This window comes from Paraburkholderia sp. BGA-UO-ETr-F21 (genome assembly GCF_059567925.1).
In genome coordinates, this window is sequence record NZ_JCAQOY010000024.1 from 1 (window position 1) to 25,537 (window position 25,537).

A 25,537-nucleotide genomic window follows, 5' to 3' on the forward strand; every position below is an offset into this window, starting at 1 on the left:
TCGCATGATTCAGGATGATACGGGAAAATTCACCGAAAACGATGAAGTCTTGATGGGCGGGGCTTTTGGCGAAATGGCGTGATTCGGGTTGATATAGGGTAAACCCTACATCAAAACAATAAGACATTATATTTTCGGTGTTCTGTCACAGACTTCTCCTGGCGACGTTTGGTCTAGGCGGGTTTCAAATTTCTCCATATCTCCAATATAATGGAAACGTTTTGACGCAGCAAGCGCGGGCGCGCTCGGTCGTTCGGCGCTGGCAGCGGTGAAGTCCGGGTTCGACTGTTCCGCCCCGCGCCGGCGGCGCCGCGTTAGAATCGGCAGATAACCTTGAAGACAGAGCCTTATGAAGGAAAAAGACGCCATCAAAGCTTTGGCCGCGCTCGCACAGCCGACGCGCCTGGCTATTTTTCGCCTGCTCGTCACAGCCGGGCCGGAGGGTCTCAACGTCGGAGTCATCCAGGAGCATCTTGACCTGGCTAGCGCGACGCTGTCCTTCCATCTCAAGGAGCTGACGCATGCTGGCCTGGTAACGTCTCGGCAGGAAGGGCGCTTCGTATACTACGGGCCCGAAATCGAGCACATGAACGACCTGGTTGGCTTTCTGACCGAGAACTGCTGCCAGGGAGTGGACTCGGCTGCATGCAAGCCCACCAGGAAAGTGAAGTGCAAGCCCGTGACCGCATGAACAGGCGCTTAGTGCGGTAAGTCGCGCAGGAGCACACTTGCATCATTCACATAAGTATCCAACTACAACGGCCGCTTCGTACCCTTGGGCGGCCGTTTGCTTTTGTCGCAGCGAATCAGCAGCAGCCGACTTTTTTCTCAATGACAGCTGGGATTGAGGTAACCGGGGCACAGCAGGCCCCGCCCGCTTCGGCAGTGGCCGACTGCCTGCTGTCCGCCCCGAACATGGGGATGCCGCTAATCGTGTGGTACGTCTCCCACGGTACGCCCGCTGGGTCCTGCGTCCAATACTTGTTCGAGTTGGCGTAACAGCAATGCGCACCGGGCTGGTCCTGTACCGCGACGCTGCCGGCGACGACCTGCTCGCGAAGAGCAGCCAGCTCTTCGTCACTGTCGACCTGAAAACCCAGATGATTGACACCCGTTTCGCCACCACGCGCAGAAATGGCAAAGTTCATGCGCGGGTCCTCGAGCATCCACTTCGCGTAATCGTCCTTGAGCACCGAAGGTTCCGCGCCGAACATGCTGCTATAGAAACGCACACTTTCGTCGAGCTTCGGGACAATAACGTGCACGTGAAATCGCTTCATTTACGCCTCCGTTTCGTTGGTCGCGCAGCCGCATTGCTCTGCTTGCTCCGCCGCGCAGCAGTTTTCCATCAGGAAATCCATGAGCGTCTGCATGTGGTCATAGCTGGCGCAGTAGATGATGAACCGGCCCTGACTCTTGCCTTCAATGAGCTCCGCGTGGGCGAGCTCCTTCAGGTGGAATGACAGCGTCGGCGCGGGAAGCCCCAGCTTTTCGGCAATGGCACCCGGACTCATACCCGTGCGTCCCGCCGTGACCAGAAGGCGGAAGACTGCGAGGCGGGTCTCATGTGCGAGCGCTGCCAGCGCCTTGACTGCGAGTTTCGAATCGAGGGTTGCCATGACGTACCTTTATTGGTTGCTCGTCTGCACTTCTTTTCGCGAATGGTCAGCGATTGCCTGGGAGGCCAGGTCGGTCGCTGGGTCGAGCGGACGGTCTTCCTTCACGCGTTCGCTGTATCGGTCTACGAGATAGTCGGCGCGGCCGCGGAGCAGAAGAGTGAACTTGACCAGTTCCTCCATAACGTCGACCAGGCGGTCGTAGTACGAGGACGGCTTCATCCGCCCGTTTTCTTCGAACTCTTCGAACGCCTTGGCAACCGACGACTGGTTGGGGATGGTGAACATACGCATCCATCGTCCGAGCTGCCGCAGTTGATTGACAGAGTTGAACGACTGCGAACCGCCACTGACCTGCATGACGGCAAGCGTACGTCCTTGCGTCGGGCGGATGCCGCCGCTCACAAGAGGGAGGTGGTCAATCTGAGTCTTTATCAGACCGGTGATGGTGCCGTGGCGCTCCGGGCTGCACCACACGTGACCCTCTGACCACAGCGAAAGCTCGAGCAACTCCTTCACTTTCGGATGGTTTTTCACGTCCGTATCGTCGGCATGCGGCAGACCGCGCGGGTCGAAAATCCGCGTTTGAGCGCCGAACGTCTCCAGCAGGCGCGCGGCTTCTTCGACTAGCAGCCGCGAATACGACCGTTCACGCAGCGAGCCGTATAGCAGCAGAATTCTCACCGGGGGCTGCCCGTCCATGCCGAGGCGTGCGGCAATATCCGTGTCGAAAAATTCTGTCCTGGCGGCCGGAAAGCTGTGGTCGCCCTTGATTGCATCAACGGTCATCTCATTACCTTGCTATTTGACGTTTCTGACTGCACCCGATGTTCGCCGCCTCAACCCAGCATTGCTGCCAGCTGAGGAGCAAGCGTCATCGTTTCGTGCTTTGCATTCTAGGACATTTCCGCTATTCTGGAAATGTGAAACTTTAGGGAGCTGTCATGGACCGCGAAGACCTCTTGTCGACTGGACCTTCCTTGTCGGCAGCGGATGGGTGGCACTGCGGCTCGATGCAGGCGTTGGTCCTGCTGAAGGCAGAGCGACCAGCGGCCAGCGACGCGATACGGCGTTCCGACGGCTCGGCCACGACACGGTCCTGGCGTGCGTCGCTTTCGACAGACGTCGCAAGAGCGTTCGAGTTGCAGACCGGTTACGCGACGTCAGCGATTGCGCTGACGGGCGCGCTCGACGAGACGCTCGAGCGGGCGCGATTTCTCGGGACTGGCGGGTCGTCGGCTGCTGTCGTTGTCCTGGATGCGAAGTCCTTGAGTCGTTTCTGGCCGCGATGTGACTGGATGACTCCGTTGCTGCGGACACGCAATAGGGTCGCCGACGAAGGGTTGAAGCTTTTCGTCGCGTTGACGACCCACGAAAAAAGGAGCGGCGTCGTCGGCGTGTCCGCACACCCGAGAGAAGCGCTCGTCGCGCTACGCACACGAGGGTATTGCGAACGCGAAGGAATCGGTTTTCTTGGCAAGGTACAGACAGACCAGCGGATAGTTGGACCGCGCAACGCCTGCCCACCGCCAGAGCGGGTCGGCCGCACCATCGCCGACAGACTTGCTTCGCAAAGGTTCTTTTGCTGCGACTCCTTTCGCATCGGCGCTGCCGACGTTTAACCGACTGACCCAACGAGAGGAAACAATTGAGCACGACGTCGAATCAGGACGAGAGCGCACGCTACGAGACCGCGCAGACGGACAGTCGCGACAGGCTTGTGACCTGGGCACTGGCGGTGGCTCAACTCGTATCCTGGGGCTCTGTCTACTACTCCTTTTCGCTGCTGGTTGTGCCTATGGAGCAAGCCATGGGCTGGAGCCGGACGGCGATGAACGGCGCGCTTTCCGTGGGGTTGCTGGTTTCAGGATTCGCGGCCTATCCCATTGGGCGCTGGATTGACCATGGACTGGGGCGCCGGGTCATGGCCCTCGGCTCGGTCATCGCCGCGGCGATGCTGCTGCTCTGGGCCGAGGCTCAATCGTTGACGATGTTGTTCGTCGTGTGGATTGGCCTTGGCGTTTCCATGGCGGCCACATTTTATGACCCGGTATTTGCGGTAGTGACCCACCGCTATCCGCGAAGCTTCCGTACCAAAATCACGCTCATCACTTTGGTCGCCGGATTCGCCAGCACGGTTTTTATTCCGTTGACCCAGTTCCTCATTGGCGCGGTCGGATGGCGCACGTCACTTGTTGTTCTCGCTGCACTGAACATTCTCATCTGCCTTCCTGTTCACATGGCGGCAATCCGTTCGTCGAGGATTGCCGCTGAAGCACGGCCGGCGAGTGGCGATGTAAAAAGGGCGAACGATGCGGCTACACGTCGTGCTGTTCATTCGCCAATTTTCTGGGCGCTCGCCATCTGCTTTACGGCCTACTATGCGACGTTCGCGGCACTCACTTTCCATCTTGTGCCGCTCATGGTTGAGCGCGGCGTGTCGAACGCTGTCCTGGTTACAACCATGGCGCTCATTGGCCCAGCTCAGGTCGCCTCGCGAGCGGTGTGGTTCACTTTCGGTCGAACCGTTCACGTGAGTACGGTCGGCATCATCGTCGTAACGCTCTTTCCCCTGTCGACCCTTGTCCTGATAGGCGCGGGCCAGTCCGCCGCGCTGCTGTGGTTGTTTGCGCTTTGCTACGGCGCCGCGAATGGCATGATGACCATCCTCCGCGGCACCATCGTCCAGGACCTGATGTGGACGGAGGGGTATGGCGCGGTCAGCGGTATGCTTTCCTTTCCGTCGAACGTCGCGAAGGGAATCGCGCCGATTGCCGCTGCCAGCATCTGGAGCTTCACGCATGGCTATGTGACTGTTGAATGGACGGTCTTTCTCGTCTCGATACTGTCTGCAATTGCGTTCTGTGTGGCTGTTCGGGTCAGCCGTCACATGACAACTGGAGCCGCCTGACTTCGCTTCCAAAATCACCCAGGATAACTCGACTATGATGATACGTGCTGCACGAAACGAAGACCTTGATGCCATCAAAGTATTGCTCGCGGAAAACGGGTTGCCGGCTTCCGATGTAACTCCCGACCTGTTGCGCAGTTTTGCTGTCGCAGAAAATGCCGCTGGTTCAGTTGTCGGCAGCGTTGGCCTGGAGCGGTTTGGAACCGATGCGTTGCTGCGGTCGCTGGCGGTAGCGAAGCTTGCTCGCAATTGTCGTTTGGGTGGCGACTTGGTGGCTCACGCCGAAGACCTCGCGCGAGCTTCAGGCGTTGGCGAGCTTTGGTTGCTCACCACGACTGCTGCAGACTTCTTTCCGAGGGTCGGCTATGCACGTGTCGACCGAGGCACCGCGCCTGCAGAGTTGCAGGGGAGTACGCAATTTTCACAGTTGTGCCCGGCGAGCGCTGTCTGCTTCAAGAAGGCACTTTGACGCTTATCCTTACGGAAGCGAGGAGCGTTTGACTTCCCGCCTAGTTAAGCGGCCGCGAACAGCGCCCACCGCTCTCTAGGTAAATCCCGGTGCCCGCGCGACTTGGGTTACGCCCGCGATGCTTGCCATTCTAAAAAGCACTGCGCCCGCGAGGCACCTCGGCGACGTACAAATACTCAGAATGGTCCCCCATCCCCGGCAGCTTAATCTCGTGCGAGCTTTGGGGAGGTTCCATCGTGTATTACAGCAGGCTACCGAGGCCGGCTGACAACTGAATGCGCACTCTCTACGAAGGATGGCCCGAAATGAGGCTTCCTCAGGCGGTCGGGTTGCCGCGTCAGGAATACTGGGACATGCTGACCGGCGCCCGGCCGCACTATTGAGGAGCGCGATAGTGCGGCGCTGGAGCAGTGCCGGGGACCTAAAATGAGCCCCCGGTAAAAGTTAAAACATCATTCGCTAGATGTCTTTTTACTTCTTCATCGACATGAAGAGTCCTTTAAGACACAAAGCCATAAGTGGATGGAAGTCTTTTTAGCTCACGGGTCTGACCTACCCGTGAGTGTCAACCCATGCGCGAGCCCACGCTATACCGATGGCGCGCGCCTCTCCCTCGGGTCCGCATGTCGCAAGCACGCCTGAACCTTCAATGAATTTCCGGCCAGACGTTATGGTGCCGCTAGCGGCGTAGCCTCCATTCTGCGGGATAGCATGCCCCACACTTCGTATCCGTTGTATAACACCGGTTCCGTTTTTTGCTTGTGCTTCAGCTCAGTTGCTCGATTCTCGTGCAATGTCTGCACCGGCACTTATTGACGCTCAACGTTGCGTCGGTCTCACCACTCCTTCGTGGTTTTGCTTAGAAACGTTCCAACCATTCCCACGCCAAGTCCGAATGAAGCGGTGGCTAAGCCGCCCGATGGAATCTCGGACCCGGCATCAGCCGCTATAAGCGCTACGCCACCGAATCCCAAGGCAATCAGTTCCCATCGATTTCGGTTCTTCGCATCCTGCAAAGAGGCCGACGCCTGCGCGCTCGCCTTGCAAACAACATCCCGTGTATCGGTGATGTCTCGTTCAATGAGATTGGGGTCTGGCTTGTCAGTTATGTCCTTCCGGAAGTCGTATGCTCTATGGAGGACCTGTTTGGCAGCATCGTCGCTCACGCCAATTTGTTTCAACGCGCCTGACTCCGAGTCGACAAAACTTCCGGCGAAAGTACGCGCTGCTTGGAGAGCTTCGCGCTGTGCAGTGCCTCCGGATTTTCCGGCTTTCTTGTGGAGCGCCTTTTTGAAAGATTGGTCGTCGCTCAAGCGTTTTAGTGCGGTGCATCCTTGCGAATAAGCTTTCGCAACTTCCTCTGGGCTGGAATTGCCGGTCAAGGAGTAGATGGCATTTGTCGCGTCTCCTAAGTAGCTGAGACTGGACTCGGCATGAGTTGCTGATATGAACGACGATGCCGACACGGCGACGAGCGTGGCAACCGTTTTCCGAGCACAGTACATGGGCACCTCCGATTCACGGGACGAGCACCACGCGAAAAATGCGAAACGGACGGCGGTACCCGAGTCCGTTATAGATTGATGACCCTAATTGTGCAAGGCGAGTTCTACGCAAACCGAAGCGCGGTTGCCGCGACCTCCGCGCTAGCCGTGACTATCTACCCACGCCCGACACCACGAAAGGCCTACCAACTCTGCTTCTTCGTCACTATCAAAAGCGTCGAGTACCCCGGATACCTCGACGACCTTGGTGTCGCGCGTGACCGTGCCGCTTCCTGCGAATTTCGCCGGCTGTGGGATGCCTTCCTGCTGCAAGATGGCATGACCCCACAGCGTGTATCCACGGTATTTCTCAGTTTGCATCTGCTGACCTCGAAGGACCTCTGAACCGATTCTTTCCAGTGATTGCCCGAGTTCTCGCGATTCGGCAAGCAGCTACTGCTTGAGGCGTTGAGTCTCGACTCCGGCCATCTTCAATGTGGCGTCAATCATCTTCAGCTCCTGGCCGAAATCGAGCGGCCATTCCTCGCCGTCGCATCGCACGGTCATGCCGTTGTGCATCGAAATCAGACTACGTGCCTTGTACAAGGCATCCACAAGTTTCGATTCGCGTTCGGCCTCCCGAACCCATTCATCTGCTCTCATGGTGGAACCTCCTCTGAGCAATGGAAGCAGGAAATGAGGCCGAGCGATGGATGACGCACGGCCGTCGTTCCTCAAATAAAAGTGACAGTTCACGCCTACGAATTTGCGTGTACGATACTGTATAAATATACAGGTTTTTTGTTGCCATATGTCCACCGCTACCGTCACGGCCGAAGAGATACACCCGTCCTTGTGGCGTGCGTCCCAGCTCGCGCGTGGCCGTGGGCGGGTCGTTGAGACCGGCTATCCCGCGCTGTCGGCCGAGCTCCCGGGCGGGGGCTGGCCAGTCGGTGCGCTCATCGACCTGATGGTGCAGCAGGCCGGGGTCGGTGAATTGCGACTGTTGCGCCCGGCACTCAGTGGTTCGGGCAACCGCCCTGTGGCGTTTGTGCAGCCGCCGCACACCCCGGACGGACTTGGACTCAGCTACATCGGACTTCCTATTGACCAGGTGTTGCGGGTGAAAGCGCAGAAGACCGCCGATGCGCTCTGGTCGGCGGAGCAGATTCTGCGGGCAGGCAGTTGCGGTGCGCTCATCTTTTGGGCGCAATACGCGCAGGCCTCATCGCTGCGGCGCCTGCATCTGGCGGCACAGTCATCCGAAACACTCTTCGTGATGGTCCGGCCTCTGGCAGCGGCGCAGGATTCGTCACCCGCCCTGTTGCGGCTTGCTTTGAGACCATCAGTCGACGGTCTAACCGTTGACATTGTCAAACGACGAGGGCCCGCGCGCGCAGAGCCTCTGTCAATTCCCCTTCAGTCCACTCCTGTATTGCTTTCCCGACATGCGCGTCTTTCTCGCCGTCCACTTGCCGAAGTTGCCGCTCGAGGTGTTCCGACCGAAGTGGTCATCTGAGCCGGCGCACGGAAGTGCTGTACTGGAGAGAGACAAAGTGGTCATTACAGACAGCACAGCTCGTGCAGCTGGCGTGCGCCTCGGGATGAAGCGCGGCGGAGTGCTGACACTGTCGCCGGAAACGGAGATGCATGAACGCGATGCCGCCAGGGAAGCGGCGGCACAGCGCGAGGTGGGTGTTGCCCTGATGCGCTTCTCGCCTGAAGTCGCCTTGCTTGACGAAGCGACCGTCGTGGTGGAGGTGGGTGCGAGTCTGCGTCTCTTTGGCGGGTTGCTCGCATTGTGTCGGGAAGCGAAGGCTGTTCTCGGGACGCTTGGGCTTACTGCACGCATCAGTGCTGCACCCACCGGTCAGGGAGGATGGCTACTCGCAAAGTTTGGGAACCGCCGCGTGCTCAAGCTCGCATCGCTCGAGCAACGGCTCGCCGCTCTGCCAATGATGGCCGTTCCTGAAGTTCGGCCGTTCGGAGAATGGTTTTCCGGACTTGGCTGCGAGACCATTGCTGACATCAGGCGTTTGCCACGCGCCGGCCTGCAGCGTCGATGTGGTGAACATCTGCTCGATACGCTCGACCGCGCATTTGGCACCGCGCCCGAACTCTTTGATTGGCTAGAACTGCCGCCGACTTTCTCCGCACGTATCGAAATGCCGGACCGGCTTGAGGATGCGGACGGCGCAGTCTTCGGTGCCCATCGACTCATCGTGCAACTGTGCGGCTGGCTTTGCGCCAAGCAGCTGGCGGTCACGGCTATAAGGCTGCTGCTCGAACATGAACGTGGTCGCGACGCTATGGAGCCGACGGCCATCGACATCGCATTGGGCGAGCCGACATGGAAGGAGGAGCATCTCGCCAGGCTACTGAAGGAGCGGCTGCACCGGATTGAGCTGGTTGCGCCGGTCATCGCGCTGCGACTCGATGCTTCCAAAGTCGAGTCCGCAGCACCGGCATCTGACACGCTATTCCCGGAACCGGGAGGTTCAAAGGAAGACCACGCACGTCTTCTTGAGCTGCTAGTTGCGCGACTCGGAGAGGATAACGTTCTTCGCCCCGCACCGACTGCCGACCATCGCCCGGAGGTCGCCAACCGCTGGGTGCCGGTGACGCTCAAGTCAAAGCAGGAATCACTTCCGCTCGGTCTGCCAAGACCCACCTGGATGCTGGACAGTCCGGTGCGGCTGCTTATGCGTCAGCATCGTCCCTTCTATGGGTCTCCGCTGCGGATGGTGTCGCCCGGTGAACGTATCGAAGCTGGCTGGTTTGATGGTGAGCTGGTGACGCGTGACTATTTCGTGGCGCAGGGGGAAGACCAGAGCTGCTACTGGATATATCGCGAGCGAGTCAGCAGCCGCGACGCGGAGGAAGAGCAGCGGTGGTTCCTTCATGGCCTGTTTGGATGACGCGCCATGGACACAACGTTCAACGTGCTGCCGGCTTATGCCGAGCTTTTCTGTCTCTCGAATTTCAGCTTCCTGCATGGCGCTTCGCATGCCGAGGAGCTGTCTGAGCGCGCGGCACAGCTTGGTTATTCGGCGCTTGCTGTGACCGACGAATGTTCGCTGGCGGGTGTTGTGCGTGCGCACGTCGCCGCGAAAGAAGCGAAGCTGCCGTTTATCGTCGGCTCGTTCTTCCGCCTCGTCAATGCTGACGGTTCGCCCGCGTTTGGACTCATCCTGCTCGCCAGGAACCGCGAGGGGTACGGCAACCTGTCCGAACTGATTACGCTTGCACGTACCCGGGCAACCAAAGGCGAATATCGCCTGACGCCACAGGACCTCTCGCGTCCAGAGAAAGAGTATCGACACCTTCGCGGGATGCCGGACTGTCTCGCCATCCTTGTGCCGGATTTCCCGGCCAACGAGGATGTCCTTGGTGCACAGGTCGAGTGGCTGGACGATACCTTTACTGGCCGCGCCTGGGTAGGGTTGGTGCTTCACCAGCGCGCCATGGATGACATTCACCGTGGCTCGGTCGAACTCATCGCGCGCAACCTGGATGTACCCGTGGCGGCGCTGGGGCATGTCGTCATGCATGTGCGCTCGCGCAAGCCATTGCAGGACACGATGACCGCCATCCGGGTCGGCAGGCCAGTGCACGAATGCGGTTACGACCTCGCGCCAAACGCCGAGCAGCATCTGCGTTCGCGACTCCGCCTCGCGAACCTTTACCCGGTCGAAGCACTTGCTGCGACCGTCGACATCGCGAACCGTTGCACGTTCTCGCTTGACGAGCTGCGGTATGAATATCCGGACGAACTGGTGCCCGCGGGCATCACCCCGAAAGCCTATCTTCGGCAGGAAACATACGTCGGCGCGCAGTGGCGCTTTCCATCCGGCATCCCGCACGACGTACAGGGGCAGATTGAGCACGAGCTTGAACTCATAGCCGACCTCGAATACGAACCGTACTTTCTGACTGTCTACGACATAGTCCGCTTTGCGCGCAGTCAGCACATCCTGTGTCAAGGTCGCGGCTCGGCCGCCAATTCGGCAGTGTGTTACTGCCTCGGCATTACCGAGGTCGACCCCGCGCGCGGCAACATGCTGTTCGAACGGTTCATCAGCAAGGAGCGCGGTGAACCTCCAGACATCGACGTCGACTTCGAACACCAGCGTCGCGAAGAGGTTATCCAGTACATCTATCGCAAGTATGGTCGTGACCGCGCTGCTATCGCTGCGGCAGTCACAACATACCGTCCTCGCGGAGCGCTACGTGAAACCGGCAAGGCGCTCGGAGTCGACCCGCAGGTAGTCGACCTGGTCGCCAAATCGCATCATTGGTTCGATAGCAGTCAGGACCTGCTCAAACGCTTCGCCGAGTCTGGACTGGACCCGGAGAAGCCGCTTATCCAGGCGTGGGCGCGACTCGCATCCCAGCTTCTTGGCTTTCCGCGTCACCTGTCGCAGCACTCGGGCGGCTTTGTTATAAGTCGCGGCAAGCTCACGCGACTCGTACCAGTCGAAAACGCTGCGATGCGAGACCGGTCCGTTATTGAATGGGACAAGGACGACCTCGAGGCGCTCGGCCTTCTCAAAATCGACGTGCTCGCTCTCGGCATGCTTTCGGCTATCCGGCGAGCGCTGGACATCGTGTCGGAGCAGCGCGGCGAGCGCTTTGAAATGCAGGACATTCCGGCTGAGGACACGAAAACGTACGAGATGATTTCTGCTGCGGATACTGTCGGCGTTTTTCAGATTGAATCGCGTGCCCAGATGTCGATGTTGCCGCGGATGCAACCTCGTACGTTTTACGACCTCGTCATCGAAGTCGCCATTGTCCGGCCCGGTCCGATTCAGGGCGGCGCTGTGCATCCCTATCTGCAGCGCCGGCAGGGATTCGAGCCAGTCACATACCCGAGTGATGCACTCAAAACCGCGTTAGGCCGCACACTTGGCGTGCCGATTTTTCAGGAACAAGTGATGCAGGTTGCCATCCTTGCGGCCGGTTTTACGCCTGGCGAGGCCGACGGGTTACGGCGAGCCATGGCCGCCTGGAAGCGTAAAGGTGGCTTAGAGAAATATTACAACCGCATCGTTATCGGTATGCAGGAACGCGGCTATGACCTCGTCTTTGCCGAATCAATTTTTGAGCAGATTAAGGGTTTCGGTGAGTATGGTTTTCCGGAGAGTCATGCGGCAAGCTTCGCGTTGCTGGTATATGCAAGCAGCTGGCTGAAGTGCCACGAGCCAGAGGCATTTCTTGCGGCCATGCTCAACTCGCAACCCATGGGGTTTTACTCTCCATCACAGCTCGTCCAGGACGCCCAGCGCCATGGCGTTAAAGTGCTTCCTGTCGATGTGACTGTCAGCGGTTGGGGCTCGGTGCTCGTACGCCTCGCCAACAATGACCGTCCAGCCGTGCGTCTCGGACTATCGTTGGTGCGCGGCATGAAGGACGGCGCTGCCGAGCGTATCGAGAATGCCCGAGCCGTTCGAAGCTTCGAGAGCGTGAAGGACCTCGCTCGCCGAGCGCAGCTTGACCGCAAAGACCTTCACGTCCTTGCGGACGCCAACGCTCTGGCTTCGCTTGCCGGCAATCGTCGGGAGGCGCTATGGCAGTCTGTTGCCGCTGTGCCCGACAGGGACATGCTCGCTGTTGCGGCGGTTGAGGACGAGACGCCCGAGCTTGGGGCACCGACAGAAGCTCACGACATCGTGTCCGACTACCGGTCCATCGGACTCACGCTCGGTCGACATCCGCTTGAATTGCTACGCCCGCAGTTGCTTGCAAATCGGCTGATGCCGGCGTCGACGTTGCGCACTTATCGCGATGGACGACTTGCGCGGGGCTGTGGGCTCGTAACCGTGCGTCAGCGGCCAGGCACAGCCAAGGGTGTGCTTTTCGTGACGCTGGAAGACGAGACGGGCAACGTGAATGTAATCATTTGGCCGTCCCTGTTCGAAAAGCAACGCAAGGAAGCCTTGAGTGCTTCGCTGCTCGCCGTGTACGGAACCTGGCAATGTCAGGGTGAAGTCCGCCACCTCGTTGCGCAACGGCTTGTCGACATGTCGCATCTGCTCGGCGGTTTGATTACTGCGAGCCGAAACTTCTGCTGAAGGGTGGAAGACAATCCCAATGCCCGGCGCACGCACATGGAGGGCGTCCCGGGCAATTGAAAATGCCAAAGATAAACATCACTTCACGCGAACGCTTTAGCTTTCTGGGCGCCTCTCGCTTCGTCGGCCACAGCTGTCAGCTGTGACCAGTACTCAGCGTAGTGACTGCGCAACCAGTCAGATACGGCATCGTTGCCCATCAGTTTGACGATATAGGCCGCAGACACGGCCAGTTCGAGGTGCTCTACGCTGTACGTCTCCTCGACCGCCGAGTGAGTCGCCTGCATGGTCGCTATCTCTCGCTCCAGCTTCGCAACCTGCAGCGTAATCTCCCTGTTTGTGCGGCGCTTGAGCGGTTCGCGAATGGTCAGCTGCTCCACTGGCGTTGTCGACCGGATTGCCTTGGCAAACGCTGACGTGAAATTCCCCTGGCTGCACATCAGCTCCGCCGCCTCTATCTGCCTTATCGGCTTCAACCATTTCAGCGTGACGTAAACCGACGCGGGACACATCTTGTCCGCGAGCAACTCCGCCGCTTCCTTGCAGATTCCTTCAAGAAGGACAGCCTTACTTTGCACAGTCCGTGGCACCACTCCGAGAACTGTCGCTATTCGGGTCGGTGATACACCTTTCCGGATTGCTTCTGCAATCATTCGGGCGTCCTGCGCGGGAGAGAGGTGGTTCACCTGTCTGTTATAGGTGTACGTCTCGTCGTCGGTGGATATGAGACACAGTGCGTCAACCTTGCCCAACCGTCTCAAGGCTTCAAGTCTAAGTCTGCCGTCCAGGACCACGAAGCATTCCGGCCTCGATACGTCATCAATCACAACGAGTGGCTCGACCAGACCGACGGTCGCGATGGAGGCAAGAACCTGAAGATACTTTTTGCCCGTCAAGGTCGAAACGGGAAGCGGGCGGTGCGGTCGGAGTCGCTCCAGGGCGAGCGTAATTAGCGCGGGCTTGAACGCCGCACGCACTGTGGTTGGGGGGCTGGTTTGAATGAGGTTCGTCATCATGGATGCTCCGCGCGAATCTGCTGGTCCAGCACCTTCGGCACACTCGTCAAACCTTCCCGTCCAAGCAGCGCCATGAACGTATCATCCTGAAACAGCGTCCTCAGCGCGTTCTGGATAATGATTAACCGTGTGTGGACAAGGTCTGCCTTCTTTTCGAGGAGTTGATGTGCCTCGCTATCCTTGATGTAAATTTTCCGCAGTTGCTCCGTGGACATCGGTACATCCGGTTCGCCACGTTTCCCGGACTTCTGGACCGTATGGTGCTTCTGTCGCTGCTGTATCAGACGACGGACCTGAGAAAGCTGCCGCCCCTTGAGCGTGCCGTCGGCATATGCATCCGCAAGCGCGCTTTGGACTTCCGCTTCATCTGAGCGCGCTATGCTTACGGCGAGGCCGATGGGCACTGCGCCGCATTCAACAGCGTGCAGAAGTCGTTCTTCGCCTTGCTCAAGCAGCAGAATCAGGCTGTGCAGATAACCATGCGTGAGCCCGACCTTCTCGGCCATCTCTTCGGTCGAATATCCACTATCGATGAGCGATTTCACGTCGCGCAGCAGTTCCATCGGGTCGTGGTTTCGTCGGGCAACATTTTCGACGAGGCTCATTTCGAGACATGAGCGCTCATCCTGTTCGATAATGCGTGCCGGTATGAATTTGTGACCCAGAAGTCGTACTGCCTCGATGCGACCCTGTCCGCAAACAAGGTCGTAGCGGGGACTGATGTCAGTACCCATCCTTCGGCTAACCGTTATGGGTCGCTTGAGTCCAACGGCCGCGATGTTTGCGACGATTGCCTGATGCTGCGAGCGCCCTCGTGACCGCGGGTTCAGCACGCGGATGTCATCGAGCAGGACTTCGGTAATCTCCTCATTCCCTTGCTGTAGGTAGTCTTCCACCGTTTATCTCCAGTGCTCTTCGCTGAGTCAGGTGAGAGAGTATTTCCAGATTGGCGAAGTAGAATGAACTGAGCGCAGGAACATTCTGCGCACAGATGTTTGTCATCTTTCCGGCCGGGACCGTGCCCAGAGGAAGCACGTAGAAACCGCTAATGCGCACCGGCATCCGGGTAAAGAGCATAAGAACCATCAAGTCGATGTCGTAGGTATCAGGCCAACGAAGTCCCCATGTCTGTTCCTGGGCCCCCTCGTGCGCACACAAGCGCGCATTCAGCTTGATTTTCAGCTCATCATTCACCAGCATCAGGGTCTCGCCGTGTTCAAGCGATAACTGATGGCCTTCCCGCGTCAATGTCGAGCTGAGGTTGACAACAAATTCGTGAAAAATTGCGCTAGCCTGCCGACGCGTGTCGATGTAGTCGTAGTTGTATGTGGGCGTGAAGCCGATGCTTCGGTATGTGCCAGCCATCGAGCCGAAGTGCTTGCGATACTCGCTCTTGCCATGCACATGAAGCTGTCTCGCCATTGTTCGCATGGTTAGATGCCCGGAGCGCCTGAACAGGTGCTCCAGTTCCGCCTGTATCTCTTCCTTGACGACACCGCGCGAATACCGCGTCAAACGAAACTGCGCTGCCTCGAATATGGCTGGGTCGACGATTTCCCCGAAGGCTGCAACAGACCTCACCCACTCTGAAGGGGGATTGCGGACCTGAGGTGTATGGAGGCGCACCGAATGGCGGTTGTACAGGTTGTTTCCAATGTATTTCTCGCCCATCAGGATGGCGCGGATAGTTGGCTTGCTCCACGGCCTGTCATATGGGTTATACAGTCCCATAACGTTGAGTCGGTCGGCGATGCGCGTGGTGCTTATTTTTTCGTTGACGTACCAGTCAAATATCTTGCGTATCAATGCGACTTCGTTTGCTGGCCCCGGCACGAGGACGACACGGTCAGTATGAATGGCCTTGTGTTCAAACCGGGCGAGCGGGCCTTTGACTGTTCCGTTGGCGTCGACAAGTTGCCGGCGCAACCCATAGCCTGGGCTCGCGCCTTGCCAGAATCCCAGCCGTACCAACCGGCAGTGACCAAGAAAAACTTTCCCCGACAACTCGCGGCTATATTCGCCAGCCATCGCCCGCTTGATGGACTTGTATACGCTCGCGAAGGGAGTGCCGTCGTTTTCAAATGGCTCAGAGCAATAGACAACACAAACACCCGCGCGTCTGCACTCGTGCTCATGGTAAGCAGCCTCGTCTGAATCCTGAAATCGCCCCCATCGAGATATGTCGAGCACAAGCACAGTGTCGAAATCACGGTCCGGATTGCGCACGTCAATGAGCAGGCGCACTAATGCTGGTCGTTCACGGAGCGTGAGGCCGCTCAGCCCTGCATCCTCGTAGGTACGCACGACTTCGATGCCGTGCACTTTCGCATACTCGGAAATCGCCTGCTTTTGCGCATCTGGGGAGAATTGCTGCTGGTCGGTTGACATGCGTATGTATTGTGCCGCGGCGTGCGCGCGGGTTGGCATCGAGCAGATGGCTGAAGCGCTTTCGACGGTTGTCATCGCGCGTAACCCTCACAGCAAACCTTATTGATAGAGGCGCGATTTGCGAAGTCAAGCCAAATTGTTCGTCAGACACTCCCGCATCTCGGGTTCTGTCCAGCAGACCCTTATGTGGCGGGGCACGGATGACGCACCTTGCTCGAACAAATCTGGTTAAGAAAGATGCGGTAGTCTGCAACTTGCGAACGGGCATCCTGATAACCGGCCTGCGGACCCGAGTTCCCAGATAGGATTTACAATGGTTCGGACCATGTCATTGCATTTACTGCTGCGCGATGAGCAATCCGTTTAACCTGGACCTGCAGGCACGTGCTGAACTGTTGACGTATCTTGTGGCGTCGAACCTGCTCGCGCTCGAGTTGACCGGCGAGTGGCTCCCAGCGACCAATCTCGTGGAGTCGACGAGCTTGTGGATGTCGTCGAACGGCGCTGGAGCACATGTGCTTGAAAGGGTTCGGCTCGCCGGCAAGGCCCATCGCCTGGCGCAGGACCTTGTCGCACAGATGGGCGCGATGGAGGCAGGCCATGTTACCGGCATGTTTTGCGACAATCTCAGGCTGGACTTCAGGTCCGCGCTTGTGCGGAAGACTTATCAGGAATGTCTGAGCAGCCTCGCTGGAAAAAGCTGGCGTTAATCACAGGTAAGTTGCCTCGCTCATCAACTGGAGGTCAAGGTGTGTTATTCGGCTCAAATCAAGGCGGATTATCAAAGGTTTGTGCGCACCTTCGGCGCGTTGATGGATATAGCAGAATTCACTCGCCTGTTCTTCGAGCGTGCTGAAGGTGTTAGCAGAGCCAAGGTACTTAAGGCGATGGAAGACGCTTTCAGGTCTCCGCAAACTGAGGCCGAACGCGAAATCAAGGTCCTTATCGACCGGTTCAACGCCGACCAGACAACCAAACTTGAACAGGACCTGTTCAAGCAGCGCAAGCGCCTGGCAGACGCTGAGCGAACTCTGCAGACGAAGGTGACCAAAGCCGCGGCAGAGAGTCAGCGTATCGCCACCGACAAGATTGCATGGACCCGGGGCAAGCTTGACGACATCCAGCGCACCGAGCCTCTGCCGCGTGACTCGCGGATTTTCCCCGGGTACTACGCGCCCGTGATGGTTATCGAAGACGGTCAGCGCGTTGTGAAGCCCATGCGTTATCAGTGCCGCATTGCAGGAAAACCGGCTTTTTTCGACGCAAAATATCCTGGAACTTACAACGCCAGAAGAGATAGCCTGACGGGCTTCTGGAAACCGCTGTTCGGGTACACGCACGGCGTGATGCTCGTCGATGTGTTTTACGAAAATGTGAGCAAAGCGAAATTCGAGGGTACTTTGCGAGAAACGCATGAGAAAGATGAAAACATCGTTCTGGAGTTTCGTCCCAGTAACGGGCAATTGATGCATGTCGCTTGTCTATGGTCACGCTGGTCGGCTCCCGGCCAGCCGGACTTGCTGTCATTTGCAGCCATCACGGACGAGCCGCCGGAGGAAGTCGCGGCGGCAGGCCACGACCGATGCATCATTCCCATCAAGCCGGAAAACATTGATGCATGGCTCAATCCAGACCCCAAGAAACTGGATGCAATGTATGCGATTCTTGATGACAGGGACCGACCGTACTACGAGCATCGACTTGCGGCATAGTGACTAGTCGGGCGAACATCGATGGTGGCGGGGACGGTGCGACAGTGCGCACATCGGTAGCCGTGGCATTGGCCGCAGTGTCTTTGTGTTTGTCCCGTACTGACTTATTGTCGCACCCCAACGAACTGAAGCGACGGCTCATTCGGATTTATTGCAATTCAGAGTCAGGTCGCGGAACACGGTGTTGCGCTAGACTGGCGTACGCAACGGGAAGGAGGTTTCGATGATACGCAAGACGCTCAATGCCTCGCGACTTCAGCAGGAGGTCGACCGGCGACTCCATCGATTGCAGGCAATCGTCGAGGATGGCGTGAAGATTCGTGTGCCGCGGCCGCAGTTGCAAGAGCCTGACAGGACAGGATGTAATTGGAAGATGACCCACTTCGGCAACGCCGTCGGCTTCGACCGCGACATCGAGGACGTCCTGAAGGCCGTACGTGCTGAATATAACCTCAGTACTGAGGTGAAAGAAGCCGGCAACCCGTTCGGTGACTAAACGCCGGTTTCTTCAACTCGCTGGTGGACCCGGAGGCAATCCACTAGCAGGCCAGTTTCTCAAAGTACGGCATTCAAAAGCCACGTGCCATCTGACTTGATGAACTCGTATGTTTGACCTTGACTCTCACCACTCTCCGGGCTGTAGTAGACAGCCCTGAAGGTGAAAGCGTTTAGCGACTTCTGCGTCCATGAATCCGTCCGCAAGACGCTCAGGCAACGGTTCTTCGGAGCGTACCTCATGTAACTGAACGGTGCCGCAATATATCCATTTCCGAGCTGTGCTGATGTGTACATGCTGAGAACCCGAGAGGTGTTCCCTTCGTGATAGCAGGCCGATTTTGACATCACGGCGACCAGCACTGGTTGCGCGGACCCGACCATTCCGCGGAGCCCGGCATCCCTCGACGACACCGATGCGTTGATTGCGTCGCGCATTTGTCCTTGCTGCTCGACAGACAGCGACGGGCCAAACATCGCGGGCGTACCGTTACCGTTCGGAGCCATCGCCTGATTGACTTGGCTTAGTCCGCTGTTCAAAGTTTGCAGCGCTGCGCCTGTCTCGGCACAGCCCGCGATTGCGACCGCTACGGCCGCCAGAGCAAATTGCAACTTCACGCTTCAGTCCTTTAGTACAAATTTCGACCTTTGGTTATCGGCTCCTGCACTAAAAGTCTTTAGGTTTATTTCGCACTTTAAAGGTGTGAAAGCCAAAGGCGCATTATTTACTTGGAGTAGAAGCGCAAGGCAGGGATAATCGGCGCGTCGCCTTGTTGGGCCACGACAATAAGATATCTATGATGCATAGGGGTGCGTGAATGTTAAGGACGAGTATTATTGCAGCTGTCACTTCGAGTCTCTTCCTGTTGTCCGGTTGTGGCAGCAAGCAGGATGCGAACAAAAACAACTTCCAATCTGCTATCCAGGACTACCTCGATACCAAGAAGGGCGTATGCGTGATGCTGCCCGCCAAGGATGTGCCCTTCACGCTTCAAAAAACCGGTGGCATGAATTTTATTAACGAACCAGAGAAAGCCGCCGCCTTGGTGAGTGCTGGTTTGCTTTCAGCGAAAGACACGGAGGTGAAAGCGGCCTTCGGCAACCAGATGGTTGCTGGTGTCGAATACTCGCTCACGGATGACGGCAAGAAGTATCTCGTTAAAGGCGCGGCGGGCAACCTGGGCAACTGGGACGCGTTCTGCGGCGGCAAGTACAAGGTGAAGGAAGTGGAAAACTTCACGCAACCGGCAGATATGTTTGGTACCAAGATTTCACAGGTCAACTTCCTCTATGAGGTTGATGACGCGCCGTCTTGGGCGAAACAGCCGGCAATTCAGGCCGCATATCCTTCAGTCCAGCATGACTTGAGCGGCGCACCTGGTGACAAGGCAGTGCTAGTTGCAACCAATGACGGCTGGATGCACGAGCGTCTGTTCAAAAGCAAGGGCGGTTGATAACCGGCTTGCGTCTCGCACCTGCGTAAGGGATGACCGTGTCTCCCGTTCCAGTGCATGAATAGCTCACTGTTCAATCAAATTGAATATTCGCAAGGGTTAGCCGTTGCAAACATTATGCGGTCGGCGGGCAGACCTGGAGGTGGTTGATGATGGACGCTCGCGCGATACACTTAAGATTCAACGCAATTCGATTCGCTGTTGGTCGCGCGGTGTCCCAGGTCCTGACGACTGGTAACGAAGTGCTTAGCACCCCCGTGAATCGCATGCTGTCTTCCCGTGTCCAGCTCGCATTATTTATTTGCATCACTCGCTGCAATTCATTGGTGGTGATGGTAGCGGCCGCGAGCTTGCTCGCGGCCGCCTTCTGGGTGGACCCATATAGCGGACTTGCGGCCGTGACGACGGTTTTTGCTTTCCTCGTGGCGATGGGGGTATGGCTGCGCCTTGAGCCAAACGCCTCGTATTTGGTTTCGTCCGTCTACGGCTGTCAACTCCGTGTGCATCTTCCAGCCACCTACCTTACGCCGCGCGATTTCGTGTCGCTCAAACGGCAGACCGAACGCCTCATCCGCATATCAAAACTTACGCGGATTGAGACTTTGCATTTCGATTCACCGCTCTTGGTCGCGGAGTCGACGTGTCGCCACCTTCTTCTTTATCTGGAGCGCGGCGCGTCCCTCTACGGCGCGAATATCAGCATTGACGTCCAGGATACGCGCGAGGTCAATGCGGTCGCTGAAGGTAGCCTGTCGCTGCATGAAGAGCGCTATGACATGTTGCGTGGCGGACGGATTGCTAAAAGTGCAAAAGGTCGGTTGCTCACGCGCAAGATACTTGTACGCGTCTGTCGCGACTAACGACGCCCCCCCCCATATTCAACGGATGCGAAACACAGTGCAATCGTTCCGCAGCTATCTGTTATTCCCCGGCACACTCCGGCGAGTCATAAGCCAGCGCTTATCAGAACAACAACACTCCCATCAATGAGTGACTACCGCACGTAGGCATGGCATATTGCGAACAATTCAGGGGAGCGATAAAAATGGCAACACTCGAATCATTGCAGGCAAAAATCAAGAAGTTGGAGCAGCAGGCTGAAGCGCTTGCAACGAAGCAAGCGTCCAGCGTCATTGAAAAAATTCATACGTTGATGGCCGAACACGGCTTGACCACTGCAGACATCGAAGCTCATGCGCGTGGCAAACGCCGCCTCGGAAAGACTGGAACTGCTGCGACGTCGAAGACGAGCGTCGTTGCTGTCAAATATCGCGACCCAAAGAGCGGCGTGACATGGTCCGGCCGTGGACGTGCACCTCAGTGGATTGCCAGCGCAAAGAATCGCGACAGGTTCCTTGATGAAGGCGGCGCAGCAACAGTCAAGTCCACGTCTGCTGGCAAAGTGAAAGTTGCGGCCAAGAAAGCATCAAAGACGGTTGGTACGCGTACTGGGAAGGGACAACCGAAAGGCCCGCAGCCGGCCTTGTATCGTGACCCGAAGTCTGGCGCGACCTGGAGTGGACGCGGTCGCGCGCCGGCGTGGATGGCTGACGCTAAGGACCGGAAGAAGTTTCTGATTGCTTGAGCGTTGACCGGGCGGGCGCGGCCATCGGCTATCCTGAGCGACGTTCGGCCACCCAAGTCACTCTAAACCCGGGCTAATCGGCCTTCCCATGTCAAATGCTAGTCCTTCCAATGCCAGAATTCTTCTACGAAGCTGACCACCTCGCGTTCCAACATCACACTCTCAATACTCTACAAGAAGTGAGGTACCGACTGCATGACCTGACCACGTGGTCTCGTCGCTCCATCGCAGCCTTCCACGATGCAGTTAAAGCAAGGTCAGCGAATGTTACACACACGGAGTTCGGTTCCCCGGTGAAGTACAGTTTCTCAGCTGCGCTGGCGCCTCTACAGACCCTGAGGGATTTGCTGCAGAAAGTCATACCAGGATTCAAGTTTGATACTTTTCTAGGCGCAATTCCCGACGGCGAAATGTTTCGTCAACTCCGTCACGCAATCGTTCATGATGGTCAACCGGCTGTAGCGTTGTACGTCGATGGTCGTTTTTTCGTTGCAGTCAACATACGCAGAACGGGCCAAAACAGGAAAGTAGAGATACTCGCCCCTCACGATGATGTCGAAACGGCCACGTTACGTTTCTATGAGGAATTTTGCCGGGCCCTGGCCGACGAGTTCGCGACGATGAAGGATGAAGACAAATTGTGTGGCCCGGCCTACTCTGTAGAATGGTTCCAAGAAGCCGTAAGACATCCGAGCTTGAAACGCTTCAATCTTTCTGTGCCTGAACGAGACTTGGTCGCTACCCAAACGCAAAGCTCGCCCCTCGATTTAGCTCACGAAGTCGCACTCGAGATAGCGCAAAACTGCCGCATACGCTTAGAAGAACTCGCAGCGATTCCCCCTGTCAACTTCCCGTGAATACATTTCGATTCAGCGGCGAGAAAATCTGAAGGCCCGTCACCTAGCGGCGCTCTTACCTTCTAAGCTTGGTGAGACAACCAACAGCTGAGACTATGCCGTACAAATCTACGATGCCGCAGTTTCTCGAAGGGCACGTGTCGCTGGAGGCGTACGACCGTTGGCTCGTTCGCAAGGCAGCAGCGCATGTCAAACGCGACCGTGCGCGCGGACGCATTGCAACGCGGTCCGCGTATAAATCTGCGATTCATTTGGCGGTGGTAATGTCAGACGGGCGAGACGCTTATACCGGGGAACAGCTCGATTGGCACCTCATCAGCACTTACCGCAACGACGCATCGAGCGAGGGGCGAAATATCTATAAAGCATCGTTTGCTCTTCTGCCAACCGTAGACCATTTTGAGGCGGGCGCGAGTGCCGCCGACTTTAGAATCTGTGCATGGCGTACGAATGACGCAAAAAATGACCTCAGCTCAGCTGAGTTTGTGGAGTTGTGTCGTCGCGTTGTGGCTCATGCTAACGCGACTGCCTGCGATAGCGGCCGCGCATCGGATGCAATGACGCACGACTCGACTCGCATCCAAAAAGACAGCTGAAGTTTTTGTCAGAGCCTCCTGCCACTGTCGTCCGGATGCGACCCATTTCCGAGCTTCAGTTGGACAACCCTCGCGAACCATTGGCAGTGAACTGCTCGCGTCGTTTCCGTCCAATCCTCATACGTCCATGCCCCCACGCTGACAACGGATTCGCGTCCGCTTGCAAACAAGTTTGTTTGACCGGTTTGCTCGTCTTTAAGTCATCAAGGCTTACGCTTTCACACTAAAATGGCTCAAATGACGAGTCGGCGCGAGCGCATGCATGTGGCGTGTCCGACAAATACTCCCTGTCGGTAACGACGATACATTGCTCTTCAAGATGATATTAAGCATACAGCTTGACTCTGAAAAGCTCGATTTGTTGACAGCTTCGAATAAAAGCATAGGCAACGAGCCTGGCTTTTTCAGCGTCGACAGTTTTTCCCTTTTGATTGGAAGCAACGGCGCGGGAAAGACCCGGTTCCTCCGAGAGACCGCATGGGCCTTCCACGACACTGAAGAGATAGTAAAAGCCAACATTCATTTCTCGGGCGCGGGAGCTCGTTCGAAAGCGCGTCGTCAGGAATATGGCGTCATCTACTACACGCCGATTCCTTACCGAGTCGACCTTCCGAAAAACACGAGAAATTTCTACAACGCTACACCAACCTATGGAAAGTCGGGTGAGGTGCAAGACGTCAATTTCCAGTATTACGAACTCGTCAAGGAGCGTCTAGGCTTCGACCTTCGGCCAATGGTCGTGCTGGGCTTCGACCGCGTGATGGTATTGACAGCATTGGGCCGAGTCATTCTGGGTCACCTCAGCAATCAAGGTAGGAGCAAAGATTCACTGTTCTCATCGTCGGAGCGAGAACAGCTGCGTCTGCTTTTTCCCGAGTTCTGGGACTCTGCGTCTCAACTGCAGCGTCATTTCACCAATGCCTTTGCCGCGCATTTGGTCACCGAAAGTGACCATTCCGAGTTTGCCGACGATGTACCGTTCGTGATTAAGCAGAAAGGTACACAGTTCATACTAAGTATCCAAAAGCTGTTGAGTTCATGCCTTGGCGACACACTCATTCCGGTGGTCTCCGCGCTCGAACACGTTATCAACTTGAGTCGGAAAAAGGTCGCACCGGTCGAAGCGTTCATCAAGATGTATTTTATCGAAGGCTATCCAGGCTCGTTCGTTCGAGACGGTGGCCTTGACCGCAAGCTGAAAGAGATTGCAGATAGTAAGATATCTATTCTGCAAAACGGCGACGCTTGGAGTGACTACCGCGCAGACGACTGGGTGGGTAAATCGACTTATGTCGACAGCGACCAAAAGCTCGCTCGCTATCGCAAAAATTGGAGTAGACCCGCGCTTGTCAGCCTTATTTGGGAGAATTTTAGCTCTGGTCAACTTGCGCTTCTGTACCAGTTCTCAGCCATCAGTCGTGGAATAGATGTTCTGAAGAAGAGAAATCTTCGGAAGTTTCTGATATTGCTCGATGAAGGTGACATCTTTCTCCATGCCGCTTGGCAACGTGAATATGTGAAGTTGCTCGACCACATGATGGGAAGCATGAAGGGCGACGTCGACAGCCTGCAACTCATTCTGACCTCTCACTCAACATCCCTTCTCACAGATATTCCGCGTGATTGCGTCAAACGTCTCAAACGTGAAGGGGAACCTGATGCGCCAGAAGGGGACGTACGAAGCTTTGCCGCGTCTCTCGAGGACATCGTCAACACGAGTTTCGAGACCGCGACGTTAGGACGTTTCGCTCAGGAGAAAATTAACGGCAGTATCCGGCGTCTGAAAAACGGCACGCCGAATGCAATGGACGAATACATCCTAAGCATAATCGATGACCCGATTTTGGTTAGAGAGATGAAAAAACTGCATCGCAAGCACCAAGATTCCACAACCGGCCTTGGGGATGCCCATGATTTCGATTAAGGAGGTTTGGCATGACGCTGAAGCGGACCACGAGGCCTACGTCACAGGTCATCTTTCGACACTCCTAGAGATAGAAGAGGGGCAAGCCGGTCGTCTTGCGCCAGCTGCCCTCCACGATTTTATCAGTCGAAACAAAGAAAGCTTTGCCACGGGCGATGTTGATACCCTTCGTGGACTTATCGCTGATGCTAGCGCGACATTGGGCGGCCTGCCCGATGATGACGCGCGTAGTGCGTTCATCGAGTCGGCCAAGGAGGTATTTGACTACAGTCGATTTTGTTCGAAGACAGTCAACCGTTGGTCTGCATATAAGCTCTGCGCAAAAGCACGAAACAGTATCTGCCCTTACTGCAATCAGGCTTTCGCCTTCACGGTTGTAGGCACAACAACGAGCTATCGGCCCACGCTCGACCACTTTTACTCCAAGGATAAATACCCTTACCTCGCCTTATCCTTGTATAACCTCGTGCCGAGTTGTTACGTCTGCAACTCGAGCTTGAAAGGTACAAAGAATTTTTTTACTGACCATCATCTTCACCCGCTAGAGGACGATGATGAAATTCGCTTTGACCTGAGGTCGACCAATGGTACCTACACCTTCGCCGACCTTTTACATGACGACAATCTGCTCAACGAGTTTGGATGCTTAGAACCACATCCTCACTCGAACAAAGCGATAAACTCTATCGAGACCTTCTTATTAAAGGAGCGGTTCGAGCTCAACTTACCTGCAATCAAGCGGTTTATTAGGCTGAGAAAGAAATTTCGTCCAAGTAAGATTGCACAATACAGGCAATTGTTCGGAGAGGATTTCGACTTGGCTGAGTATCTTCAGTTCGAACCAGTCGACTACAAGAACCAGATGTTGGGCAAGATTTTGCTCGACATGTATGTCGCCTTCGACCCGGAAGCTAACGGCAGCTCGCTACCGTAGAGCGCGCGGTCGAGCTTGGCTT

The 25,537-nt window shown here is 56.7% G+C and carries 27 protein-coding genes; 17 read left to right on the top strand and 10 right to left on the bottom strand.

Annotated elements, in window-relative coordinates:
* Positions 1 to 349: 349 nt before the first annotated feature.
* A complete protein-coding gene (locus AC57B1_RS15040) occupies positions 350 to 691 on the top strand; it encodes an ArsR/SmtB family transcription factor (RefSeq protein ID WP_408492128.1) in 342 nt (113 codons plus the stop codon).
* Between the two features lie 115 nt (positions 692 to 806).
* On the opposite strand, the gene AC57B1_RS15045 is transcribed toward AC57B1_RS15040, so the two are convergent.
* From AC57B1_RS15045 to arsH, 3 genes are read right to left on the bottom strand one after another with little or no spacing between them, the layout of a single operon-like run.
* Entirely contained in the window at positions 807 to 1,280 is a 474-nt protein-coding gene (locus tag AC57B1_RS15045) for an ArsI/CadI family heavy metal resistance metalloenzyme (protein ID WP_496417875.1), read from the bottom strand.
* A complete protein-coding gene (locus AC57B1_RS15050) occupies positions 1,281 to 1,619 on the bottom strand; it encodes an ArsR/SmtB family transcription factor (RefSeq protein ID WP_408197528.1) in 339 nt (112 codons plus the stop codon). It lies immediately after the preceding gene.
* A 9-nt stretch (positions 1,620 to 1,628) separates the two neighbouring features.
* A complete protein-coding gene (gene arsH / locus AC57B1_RS15055; RefSeq protein ID WP_496417922.1) occupies positions 1,629 to 2,318 on the bottom strand; it encodes an arsenical resistance protein ArsH in 690 nt (229 codons plus the stop codon).
* A gap of 242 nt (positions 2,319 to 2,560) precedes the next feature.
* Here arsH and AC57B1_RS15060 point away from each other — a divergent pair, with 242 nt between their 5' ends.
* Genes AC57B1_RS15060 through arsN2 form a run of 3 tightly spaced genes read left to right on the top strand, consistent with a single transcriptional unit; the run spans position 2,561 to position 4,996 of the window.
* Positions 2,561 to 3,238, top strand: a complete 678-nt coding sequence (locus AC57B1_RS15060; RefSeq protein ID WP_496417876.1) for a hypothetical protein — start codon at positions 2,561 to 2,563, stop codon at positions 3,236 to 3,238.
* A gap of 26 nt (positions 3,239 to 3,264) precedes the next feature.
* Complete coding sequence (locus tag AC57B1_RS15065) at positions 3,265 to 4,527, top strand: MFS transporter (protein WP_496417877.1); 1,263 nt, start codon at positions 3,265 to 3,267, stop codon at positions 4,525 to 4,527.
* Between the two features lie 34 nt (positions 4,528 to 4,561).
* Positions 4,562 to 4,996: an arsenic resistance N-acetyltransferase ArsN2 gene (gene arsN2 / locus AC57B1_RS15070; protein WP_496417878.1), complete on the top strand. Its 435-nt coding sequence runs from the start codon at positions 4,562 to 4,564 to the stop codon at positions 4,994 to 4,996.
* An 836-nt stretch (positions 4,997 to 5,832) separates the two neighbouring features.
* Here arsN2 and AC57B1_RS15075 read toward each other — a convergent pair.
* From AC57B1_RS15075 to AC57B1_RS15085, 3 genes are all read right to left on the bottom strand, one after another.
* Complete coding sequence (locus AC57B1_RS15075) at positions 5,833 to 6,501, bottom strand: hypothetical protein (protein ID WP_496417879.1); 669 nt, start codon at positions 6,499 to 6,501, stop codon at positions 5,833 to 5,835.
* A gap of 141 nt (positions 6,502 to 6,642) precedes the next feature.
* Positions 6,643 to 6,861 carry a hypothetical protein gene (locus tag AC57B1_RS15080; RefSeq protein WP_095417050.1) on the bottom strand — a complete coding sequence of 73 codons (219 nt, stop codon included), beginning with the start codon at positions 6,859 to 6,861 and terminating at the stop codon, positions 6,643 to 6,645.
* Positions 6,862 to 6,933: 72 nt separating this feature from the next.
* The gene (locus AC57B1_RS15085) at positions 6,934 to 7,143 is read right to left on the bottom strand and encodes a hypothetical protein (RefSeq protein ID WP_408284315.1); all 210 of its coding nucleotides are present in this window, start codon (positions 7,141 to 7,143) and stop codon (positions 6,934 to 6,936) included.
* A gap of 148 nt (positions 7,144 to 7,291) precedes the next feature.
* Between AC57B1_RS15085 and imuA the strand changes: the two genes are divergently transcribed.
* The 3 genes from imuA to AC57B1_RS15100 are packed head-to-tail and all read left to right on the top strand — an operon-like array spanning position 7,292 to position 12,554.
* The gene (imuA, locus tag AC57B1_RS15090) at positions 7,292 to 7,999 is read left to right on the top strand and encodes a translesion DNA synthesis-associated protein ImuA (RefSeq protein WP_496417880.1); all 708 of its coding nucleotides are present in this window, start codon (positions 7,292 to 7,294) and stop codon (positions 7,997 to 7,999) included.
* Positions 7,929 to 9,398: a Y-family DNA polymerase gene (locus tag AC57B1_RS15095; RefSeq protein WP_496417881.1), complete on the top strand. Its 1,470-nt coding sequence runs from the start codon at positions 7,929 to 7,931 to the stop codon at positions 9,396 to 9,398. The genes imuA and AC57B1_RS15095 overlap by 71 nt, the downstream gene beginning before the upstream one ends.
* A 6-nt stretch (positions 9,399 to 9,404) precedes the next feature.
* Complete coding sequence (locus tag AC57B1_RS15100) at positions 9,405 to 12,554, top strand: error-prone DNA polymerase (RefSeq protein WP_496417882.1); 3,150 nt, start codon at positions 9,405 to 9,407, stop codon at positions 12,552 to 12,554.
* Positions 12,555 to 12,637: 83 nt separating this feature from the next.
* Here the strand turns inward: AC57B1_RS15100 and AC57B1_RS15105 are convergent, their stop codons facing one another.
* From AC57B1_RS15105 to AC57B1_RS15115, 3 genes are read right to left on the bottom strand one after another with little or no spacing between them, the layout of a single operon-like run.
* Complete coding sequence (locus tag AC57B1_RS15105) at positions 12,638 to 13,570, bottom strand: plasmid partitioning protein RepB C-terminal domain-containing protein (RefSeq protein ID WP_496417883.1); 933 nt, start codon at positions 13,568 to 13,570, stop codon at positions 12,638 to 12,640.
* Positions 13,567 to 14,466, bottom strand: coding sequence for a plasmid partitioning protein RepB C-terminal domain-containing protein (locus tag AC57B1_RS15110; protein ID WP_496417884.1), 900 nt, complete (start codon positions 14,464 to 14,466; stop codon positions 13,567 to 13,569). Before AC57B1_RS15110 ends, AC57B1_RS15105 begins: the two co-directional genes overlap by 4 nt.
* The gene (locus AC57B1_RS15115; RefSeq protein WP_496417885.1) at positions 14,438 to 16,033 is read right to left on the bottom strand and encodes a recombinase family protein; all 1,596 of its coding nucleotides are present in this window, start codon (positions 16,031 to 16,033) and stop codon (positions 14,438 to 14,440) included. Before AC57B1_RS15115 ends, AC57B1_RS15110 begins: the two co-directional genes overlap by 29 nt.
* Positions 16,034 to 16,308: 275 nt before the next feature.
* Here AC57B1_RS15115 and AC57B1_RS15120 point away from each other — a divergent pair, with 275 nt between their 5' ends.
* The 3 genes from AC57B1_RS15120 (at position 16,309) to AC57B1_RS15130 (ending at position 18,166) form a co-directional block, all read left to right on the top strand.
* Complete coding sequence (locus AC57B1_RS15120; protein ID WP_496417886.1) at positions 16,309 to 16,668, top strand: hypothetical protein; 360 nt, start codon at positions 16,309 to 16,311, stop codon at positions 16,666 to 16,668.
* Between the two features lie 39 nt (positions 16,669 to 16,707).
* On the top strand, positions 16,708 to 17,670 hold the full coding sequence (locus tag AC57B1_RS15125; RefSeq protein WP_496417887.1) for an SOS response-associated peptidase family protein: 963 nt from the start codon (positions 16,708 to 16,710) through the stop codon (positions 17,668 to 17,670).
* Positions 17,671 to 17,893: 223 nt separating this feature from the next.
* Positions 17,894 to 18,166 carry a hypothetical protein gene (locus AC57B1_RS15130; RefSeq protein WP_496417888.1) on the top strand — a complete coding sequence of 91 codons (273 nt, stop codon included), beginning with the start codon at positions 17,894 to 17,896 and terminating at the stop codon, positions 18,164 to 18,166.
* A gap of 59 nt (positions 18,167 to 18,225) precedes the next feature.
* Here AC57B1_RS15130 and AC57B1_RS15135 read toward each other — a convergent pair whose 3' ends face one another.
* Positions 18,226 to 18,783, bottom strand: coding sequence for a hypothetical protein (locus AC57B1_RS15135; protein ID WP_496417889.1), 558 nt, complete (start codon positions 18,781 to 18,783; stop codon positions 18,226 to 18,228).
* A gap of 200 nt (positions 18,784 to 18,983) precedes the next feature.
* Here AC57B1_RS15135 and AC57B1_RS15140 point away from each other — a divergent pair, with 200 nt between their 5' ends.
* The 7 genes from AC57B1_RS15140 (at position 18,984) to AC57B1_RS15170 (ending at position 25,515) form a co-directional block, all read left to right on the top strand.
* The gene (locus AC57B1_RS15140; RefSeq protein WP_496417890.1) at positions 18,984 to 19,619 is read left to right on the top strand and encodes a hypothetical protein; all 636 of its coding nucleotides are present in this window, start codon (positions 18,984 to 18,986) and stop codon (positions 19,617 to 19,619) included.
* A gap of 149 nt (positions 19,620 to 19,768) precedes the next feature.
* Positions 19,769 to 20,479, top strand: a complete 711-nt coding sequence (locus tag AC57B1_RS15145) for a hypothetical protein (protein ID WP_496417891.1) — start codon at positions 19,769 to 19,771, stop codon at positions 20,477 to 20,479.
* A 185-nt stretch (positions 20,480 to 20,664) separates the two neighbouring features.
* Positions 20,665 to 21,204, top strand: coding sequence for an H-NS family nucleoid-associated regulatory protein (locus AC57B1_RS15150; RefSeq protein ID WP_496417892.1), 540 nt, complete (start codon positions 20,665 to 20,667; stop codon positions 21,202 to 21,204).
* Positions 21,205 to 21,497: 293 nt separating this feature from the next.
* Entirely contained in the window at positions 21,498 to 22,061 is a 564-nt protein-coding gene (locus AC57B1_RS15155) for a hypothetical protein (protein WP_496417893.1), read from the top strand.
* Positions 22,062 to 22,156: 95 nt separating this feature from the next.
* A complete protein-coding gene (locus tag AC57B1_RS15160; protein WP_496417894.1) occupies positions 22,157 to 22,657 on the top strand; it encodes a hypothetical protein in 501 nt (166 codons plus the stop codon).
* 307 nt (positions 22,658 to 22,964) lie between these two features.
* Entirely contained in the window at positions 22,965 to 24,581 is a 1,617-nt protein-coding gene (locus tag AC57B1_RS15165; RefSeq protein WP_496417895.1) for a hypothetical protein, read from the top strand.
* Complete coding sequence (locus AC57B1_RS15170; RefSeq protein ID WP_496417896.1) at positions 24,568 to 25,515, top strand: hypothetical protein; 948 nt, start codon at positions 24,568 to 24,570, stop codon at positions 25,513 to 25,515. Before AC57B1_RS15165 ends, AC57B1_RS15170 begins: the two co-directional genes overlap by 14 nt.
* Positions 25,516 to 25,537: the final 22 nt, after the last annotated feature.